Genomic DNA, 7,846 nt, shown 5'->3' with positions numbered 1-7,846 from the left:
TCAGCCAAGGCGGGTCAATCCGCTCGAAGTGAAAGCGAAAGGGGAGGGACTGGAAGCCTCCCATGTCATGTAATAGATGACTATACTTTTACCAGCTATAAATATCTCAAACGGCCCTCCAAGACCGACAAGCAAGCTGAAAATTGACGCATTCAATTGTTTGCCCGCGAGAACTCAGAGAATATAATAGAAGATAGATTTTTAGTACAGGCGAGATTCCTACCTTGACTACTCCGATTCCTCAAAACTTTGTGCAAACGATCGCGAAAGAGCGCGGTGTCACAGATGCCGAGTTAGAGACTGTGTTTATGGCTCTCGACGGTCAATCTACGGCTACCATCGCAACCAAGCTTGGCATCAGCGATATCGCCGTTCGCAAAAGACTAGGCGAAGTTTACAAAAAGTTTCAGATCGCGGGGAATGGCCCTGGAAAGCTCTCGGAATTGAGGCATCAGTTGCTATTTTCTTACCACACGGAGCAGGGCTCGATTGATTTTAGTCAAGGTAAAGGATCTCTATTCAAAACGCCGATAGGACGGCGACAAGAAGATTGGGACCAAGCACCGGATGTGGCAGTTTTTTACGGGCGGACTGAAGAATTAACTACTTTAAAGCAGTGGATTGTATCCGATAATTGTCGCGTAGTAGCGCTGCTGGGTTTGGCTGGTAGTGGGAAAACAACTCTGTCGGTGCAGTTGGCAAAACAGGTACAGCATGAGTTTGATTTTGTGATTTGGCGATCGCTGCGATCGGCACCAACAGCATCCGACTTCCTCACTAGCTTAATTCAACTTTTTGCTAACCAACAAAAGTCCGCTCTGCCGTTAGCGGAGCCCTCGCAGGCGATCGACTTTAACGGCAAAATTTCGCGCCTAGTCGAGTATCTGCGCCAGCAGCGCTGTCTGATAATTTTAGACGATTTTGAAGCAGTGCTCAAACCAGAAGAACTAGCGGGACATTACCGCGAAGGCTGTGAAGGATATCGAGATTTAATTGTGCGGCTGTGTGAAGTCAATCACCAGAGCTGTTTTGTCCTAGTTAGTGCCGAAGAACCTACGGAAATGGCTTTGCTAGCTGGAGAAAAAGTGCGGTTTTTAAAGCCTGCTATTTCCGAGGAAATAGCCCGAGATATTTTCAAAGAAAAAGGTTTGTCCGCCCAAGATAGAGAATGGGAAATCTTGTTAGCCCGGTACGGAGGCAATCTGTTAGCAATCAAGATTGTGGCAACAACGATTAACGAGTTTTTTGAAGGAAATGTTGTCAAGTTTTTGGAAGCGACGGCGTTATTTATTGAAGAACACATCAGCAATTTACTCGCGCAGCAGTTCGATCGAATGTCAAATTCAGAACAAGAGATTTCCTACTGGCTGGCTATTGCTCAAAGTCCGATTTCCCTAGCGAGTTTGCGAGAGCAGATGTTAGTCAATTCGTCTCTTTCTGATTTGGTAAAAAATCTCGATTCTCTCGGCCGTCGCTTTCTAATCGAAAAAATAAGTGAGAGCGGGCAAACTGTTTTTAGGCTGAAGCCTTTAATCGTGCAATATGTAAGTGAAAGATTAGTCGAGCAGATTCAAGCGGAGGTTTTGGAGACCGTCAAAATGCAAGGAATAGAAAGAATGTGGCTGTTAAAAACTCACAATCTTAGTAGGAGTGTTGCTCAACAAAAAGAAAGTAAAGAGGCTCGCAGTCGCTCAATTGTAGAATTAGTTAAAAATCGGCTGCAAGTGTTGTTTCTGAAAACTGTAGGTTCGGAAGAACCGCTAAATATCCTGACGAAAGTTGCCTCGGGGCTGGAAGATAAATCGATGCTTGAGGTGGGATATGCTAGGGAAAATTTAGCTCAGATTATTTTAGGAATTCGGCGCTAGTATCAGATCCGGCAAATTACACCAATTATGCAAAATACTGCAATAGTATTTGTAGGTGTGTCGCCCTAAAAAATCCTTCAACAGTTGACAGTTGACAGTTGACAGTTGACAGTTTGAGAGCGACATCTACCTAGAAGGAAGAGGATTGGAGTAATGAATAGTCTGATTTAAATTTCTCCCTCACTCGTGTTCCGGCTTTCAACCAATTATTTCTGGTAAATTCAATCGACAATCTGACGGCGATGCACCTTAAACGATATTTGAGAAAACAAGGGAAAAAATTGTTTTGCCGCCATAGTTTTTGTCAATCGTATAATAAACTTCATCGGTTCGTAGTGCGGACTTAAGTCCGCTCTCCGGCTGCGGACTTAAGTCCGCACTACGAACCGTTTTTGTTATGGCGATCGACCTGAAATGAAATGATATGATAGGTCAACCGCAAATGTCAATCAAATAAATACAGATCGACGCAGATTCATTTCAAATCAAAATAGTTTGTGAATGAGCGCAAGAAGTCTCAGGTGCGTCGGGAGCATCTCATTTTTGAAAAAAGCATTTTTTATGATAGTGCGATCGCGCTTGATGCTCCCGGTGCGTGGTGCGGATCTATGAGATTGTCGATTTTTCCCGATAAATTTTCGATGGCGACGCACCCTACGATTCTGTCAACTGTCAACTGTCAACTGTCAACTGTCAACTGTCAACTGCCTTATGCAACAAAAAAACGATCGCCCTTTAACAAAAGCGATCGCCCAATTTTCAGCAAAAACAGAATTGGATAAAATTATTTGACAATACCCAAAACCGATGCAGATTCAGATCCGGTAATTTTGCCCAAAGCAGGTACTGTTGGAGCCTGTGCAATTTTGGGTGCCAAAAATCCCTTCGCATAAATCTGAGGATTTTGTTGAACGATGAGGGTGTAAGATTGGCGGACTTCGGCGTTAACAGCCACAGTCTTCGCGTCGTAAACCTGCATCGCCATGTTCGGATAAAAACCAATGCCGACAATCGGGATCAAGAAGCAAAATGCGATCGCCACTTCGCGAGGTTGAGCATCGATAAACTTTGCATCACCAGGCAAAACGCAACTATTACCGAAACAAACCGCTTCATCCAGATTGTTTCGCTGATTCCGCAAATCTAGATCTTCTAGATCGCAAGCTGCCAATGTTCCACAGTTGTAAAATAACTGTCGCAGCATCGAGAGCAAATAAATCGGTGTCAAAATCAGTCCCACTGCCGCCAGGAACACTATTACTGCGCGGAAAGAAGTACCGTACATATCGCTAGTTGCGACGCCCACAAAAACTGATAATTCGCTAGCAAAACCGCTCATCCCGGGGAGTGCTAAAGAAGCCATCGCGCCTGCTGTAAACAAAGCAAACACTTTTGGCATCACTTTTCCAATCTCGCCCATCTCGTCCATGATCATGGTATGGGTGCGATCGTAAGTCACGCCAGCCAGGAAAAACAATACTGAGGCGATCAAACCGTGGGAAATCATTTGCAGCAGCGCCCCGTTGATTCCCAAATCCGTGAAGGAAGCAATACCCAACAACACGAATCCCATGTGAGAAATCGACGAATTCGCAAGTCGGCGCTTCATGTTGGTTTGGCCGAAGGAATTCAGCGCGCCGTAGATAATGTTAACTACGCCGAGCACCGCCATAATCGGTGCAAAGTAAACGTGTGCTTTCGGAAGAAGTTCCAAATTCAAGCGAATCAGTCCGTAGCCGCCCATTTTCAGCAGCACGCCGGCCAGAATCATCGACACAGGAGAAGATGCTTCACCGTGGGCATCAGGCAGCCATGTGTGAAAGGGGAAAATCGCGAGTTTCACGCCGAAGGCAATAAACAATCCCGCATAAAGTAGGATTTCTAAACCTAGCGGATAGTCCTTCAAGCCCAGTTCTACCATGTCGAAGGTAACGTTTCCTCCGCCGTAGAATCCCATTGCTAAGGCAGCGACGAGAATAAAGATAGAAGCGCCGGCGGTGTAAATCAAGAATTTGGTGGCTGCGTAGCGACGGTTTTGTCCGCCCCAAATCGAGATTAGCAAGTACACCGGAATTAGTTCTAATTCCCAAACAATGAACAGCAGCATGATGTCTTGGGCGACAAATACTCCGATTTGTGCCGAGTACATCACCAGCATTAGGAAGTAGAAAAGTCGCGGCTTGCGATCGACTTCCCATGCAGCAAAAATAGATAGTGTCGTCACCAATCCCGCCAATAACACCAGCGGAACTGACAATCCGTCAACCGAAACAGACCAGTTGAGGCCTAAAGAGGGTATCCAGGAATATTTCTCGACGATTTGGAAAGTGGAGATGCTCGGATCGTAGTGCGTCCAAAACACCCAGCACATTAATACAAAATCTGCAATGCCTACGCCCAGGGCATACCAACGCACAGTTTTGCCGTCTGTATCGGGCAGAAAAGGGATGGCGAGGGCAGCTACGAGGGGTAGCATGACAATTGCGGTCAGCCAAGGAAATTGATCCGCTATCATGATATTGAGAATAAATACTTAGTTGAAAGTTACCACTATTGTAATACTTAATTTAATAAAAACTTAAGATTTGCAAATATTTTTTTCTACGAATACCGGGAGGAAAAATCTACCCATAAGCTGCGGCAAATGTCAAGAGTTTTTTCAGATTAATTTTTTTTACATGAAAAGGTACGTTGTTGCGCTTCAGCGCTCTTTTCCACAACATGAAAGAGCGCTGAAGCGCAACTACGTACCTAAAATCAACCACTATCAGAGTGCCAGTTGTGTCCAGGACTGTCCAAGTAATGCGATCGCTCAAGGCTTTGGGCAAGTCTTATTGGGGAAGTCACAGCTATAGATATAGGGTTTCTGCCAACTCAGGGGAATTTCCAACAAATCCCTGGTTCCGGTCATTCCTTGTCCCAAAAAGAGCAATACAGCGATCGAGTTCAAGATGACATGGATCGTGCGCCAGCGATTCGATCGATCTTTATAAATGTCTGGAACGATGGCCAGGGAGAAAACCATCAGCAACGCAGCGGTGATGCCAATGTAGTAGTGAGACCAATACCATTCATCGGTGCGCCGAAAAACGCCATCTTGAGCGCCAAGAATCACCAAGCCAGCACCCGTCAGAGTCGCAAATACGCCCCGCCACATAGCAGGTGTCGATCGATATAACATGACCAAAGAGGCGATCGTAGCAACAAACATCAGAATAATGAAAATTACCTGAAACGAGTTTTTGCTCCAAACATCCTTGCTCAAAATATGATCGAAAATTGGGTAGCCCAGACCCAACAGAGTTACTCCTACCACAGATCCCGACAGAATTTTACCTGCTTTGACGTGTTCGCCGCCGACTACAGGGGGAATTTTGCTCTTATCTCCAGATGCAACTTGCTGGCGGCGCTGCCTAGTTTGCCAAGCCATATTCAGCACAATGCCCAGCATTGGAAAAACGATCGCCACAGCTAAAACAGGATGCAGCAAAGCCAGAAAATCTTTAATTTCCATAAAGCACCTTTTTGTTTTTAAACTGGATCAAACTAAATTTTTGAGATTTTGACGAAATCGATCGCCCGAGTGCGATCGAACAAAACCCGAGGCTTCAATAAAATCCCAAATAACAGGAATAGAGACTTTAACTCGCCAGGAGCGCAAGAGCGTTTCCATTGATTCGGACGACAAAACAACATCTCAACCAGACATCGATGTTGCGGCAAAGCCAATTCATCAAACCGAATCTGTACCGAGGGAAATTCATTGCTAAAATCTACCCGAGTTATCTCTCCTTGCAGCCTCAAATTTTCTTCCATAATTTTGAGCTTGACTGAAAGCATTTCTCCTGGAATCAGCGCAGGGAATCCGGCTTGAGTAATCTCTAGATGAACTCCCACTTCAGAAATAAAAGTAGTCACGCCCCAAAAGATTTGTCCGTCGATCGCCAGCCGTACCAATCGACGCAAATCAAACCATTCGTATCGATCGGACTTAGGAGCATCTAACAATATTAACAGCGTAATGCTGATAATTAAAAGGTTGTAGGTGCTCCAAATCCAACCAATCCCCAACCCTTTGAGCTGCTGGATGATTTCCGGCTCTGAGGCGTGCATCTGAAATTGAATCAAACAGGTTCCCAGAACGTGCCACAGGCTGATGGCATTGGGAATAAATAATAGCAGCAACGGTAGCGCTAATTTCCAGTTGAACGAAAAGCGATCGCTCACAGTGCCTTTGGCTGTGACGTTAAATCCTTTGGAGAAGGGAGACAGCATCACCCCAAAGACGGTCAAAACCAGCGGGAATGCCAGTACCAGTGAATAAATATCAGAGAGTAATGCCGATCGCGCTCGATGATTCAACCAGGAGAAAACCGTCAACTGCACCAAATAATAGGGCAGAAAAAAGTACAGCATTTCTTGAACAGTAGCTCGGATGGGAATCACACCCAAAAAGGAATAAGCTAAGGGCATCAACAGAAAGCCGATACGCGGAATGCTACCAAACCAATTCAGGAGTCCTTCTAAATGCGCGAGTCGCTGAATCAGGTTTAATCCGGGGATAGTCAGCGGATTGGAATCAATAAAAAAAGCTTGTAAAGTTCCGCGCGCCCAGCGCAGCCGTTGAGTGGCGTAAGCAGAAATATTTTCTGCTGCTAAACCAGCGCTGAGTTTTTCGTTGAGATACACTAAGCGATAGCCTTTAGCAGAAAGTTTAATCCCTGTGAAATAGTCTTCACTGAGGGATTCGGTAACAAATCCTCCGGCATCTTCTAAGGCGCTGCGCCTGACAACAAAGGAGGTTCCAGAACAAACTACACTGCCGGCGCCATCTTTGAGCGGTTCAATTTGGCGGTAGAAAACCTCTTCTTCCGGCGCAATAACATTATCCAAACCTAAGTTACGGGCGATCGGGTCAGCATTGTAATAACTTTGAGGCGTTTGAACCAGGGCAACTTTCGGATCTTGGAAGAAACCAACGGTGCGAATCAGAAAGTTTTTGGTAGGGATAAAGTCGGCATCAAAAACAACGATGAAATCTCCTTGAGTATGAGTCAAAGCATGATTCAAATTCCCGGCTTTTGCATGGTGATTATTAGCTCTAGTGCGGTATTCACACCCTAATTCCTCTGCAATTTGCCGAATTTCTTCACGGCGCGTATCATCGAGGAGATAGATTTTTTTATTGGCATAGTCGATGGCTTGACAACCAATAACAGTGCGTTTGAGAATATAGGCAGGCTCGTTGTAAGTGGGAATCAAAACATCAACTGCTGGTGTGAATCTACCCTCAACTATATCGATCGCCAACCGATTCGCTTCTGAATGCCGATCCTTGACGCGCAACATCAAAAATAACTGAAGGATATTGGTCAGCAAGAGGAAAAGTTCTAGGAGAAACAACCCAATGCTAAACACTCCATCTAAGGGATTGGATACATTTAAAGTTGTGAGCGATCGCCACAGCAGATAGCGAGTCACCAACACCAACAAAATGCCGATGACTGCAACCCGCGACCAGGTTCGGGGTACGGGCGAAACACGCATAATCAGCCAAGCAATAGCCAGCAGAGCGATCGTAGGTGTTAGTAAAGACTCCCCCATTACCATTGGCACTTCCAGCCACATTGGAGGATGATTCTGCATCGATTGGAGTTTGGCAAATAGATGATAGAGAGTGCCGTTACCCGAAAACCAAGCTGCAACCACTCCACCGGTTAGGATAACTGAACCTAACATGACGAGGGTGGCGATCGGTATCCGGTTGCTGCGGGCACTGTCTCGACGATGCCAGCCCAAAGAATTCAGCCATGAAGTCATATTTTTTTTGAGGAAAATGTATGAACGGGTGTGGGGTGCGCGTCCCGCCCGCCCTCTTAGGAACAGGCAAGATGCCTGTGCCACCAGAGGTCAAATTTGTTGTGGGGTGTCCCGCCCGCCCTTGCCCGAAGGGGCCACAGGCAAGATGCCTGTGCCAC

At 45.8% G+C, this 7,846-nt stretch carries 5 protein-coding genes; 2 read left to right on the top strand and 3 right to left on the bottom strand.

The genetic code is table 11. From position 1 onward, the window contains the following. The first annotated feature begins 224 nt into the window (after positions 1–224). Complete coding sequence (locus tag JGK11_RS28475) at positions 225–1,868, top strand: NB-ARC domain-containing protein (protein ID WP_293186387.1); 1,644 nt, start codon at positions 225–227, stop codon at positions 1,866–1,868. Positions 1,869–2,365: 497 nt separating this feature from the next. Continuing rightward, positions 2,366–2,650, top strand: coding sequence for a hypothetical protein (locus JGK11_RS28470; protein WP_293208304.1), 285 nt, complete (start codon positions 2,366–2,368; stop codon positions 2,648–2,650). 2 nt (positions 2,651–2,652) lie between these two features. On the opposite strand, the gene JGK11_RS28465 is transcribed toward JGK11_RS28470, so the two are convergent. From JGK11_RS28465 to JGK11_RS28455, 3 genes are all read right to left on the bottom strand, one after another. After that, positions 2,653–4,383 carry an NAD(P)H-quinone oxidoreductase subunit 4 gene (locus JGK11_RS28465; RefSeq protein WP_293186389.1) on the bottom strand — a complete coding sequence of 577 codons (1,731 nt, stop codon included), beginning with the start codon at positions 4,381–4,383 and terminating at the stop codon, positions 2,653–2,655. A 297-nt stretch (positions 4,384–4,680) separates the two neighbouring features. Next, complete coding sequence (locus JGK11_RS28460; protein ID WP_293213815.1) at positions 4,681–5,382, bottom strand: DUF4079 domain-containing protein; 702 nt, start codon at positions 5,380–5,382, stop codon at positions 4,681–4,683. A gap of 32 nt (positions 5,383–5,414) precedes the next feature. Next, positions 5,415–7,688 (bottom strand): glycosyltransferase, encoded by a 2,274-nt coding sequence (locus tag JGK11_RS28455; protein ID WP_293186393.1) that lies wholly within the window; start codon positions 7,686–7,688, stop codon positions 5,415–5,417. Between the last annotated feature and the right edge of the window lie 158 nt (positions 7,689–7,846).

The organism is Microcoleus sp. PH2017_34_RAT_O_A, assembly GCF_020737885.1.
GTDB lineage: Bacteria > Cyanobacteriota > Cyanobacteriia > Cyanobacteriales > Microcoleaceae > Microcoleus.
Note: the sequence above shows the minus strand (reverse complement) of the source record. Positions and strands in the feature narration are given on the sequence as shown.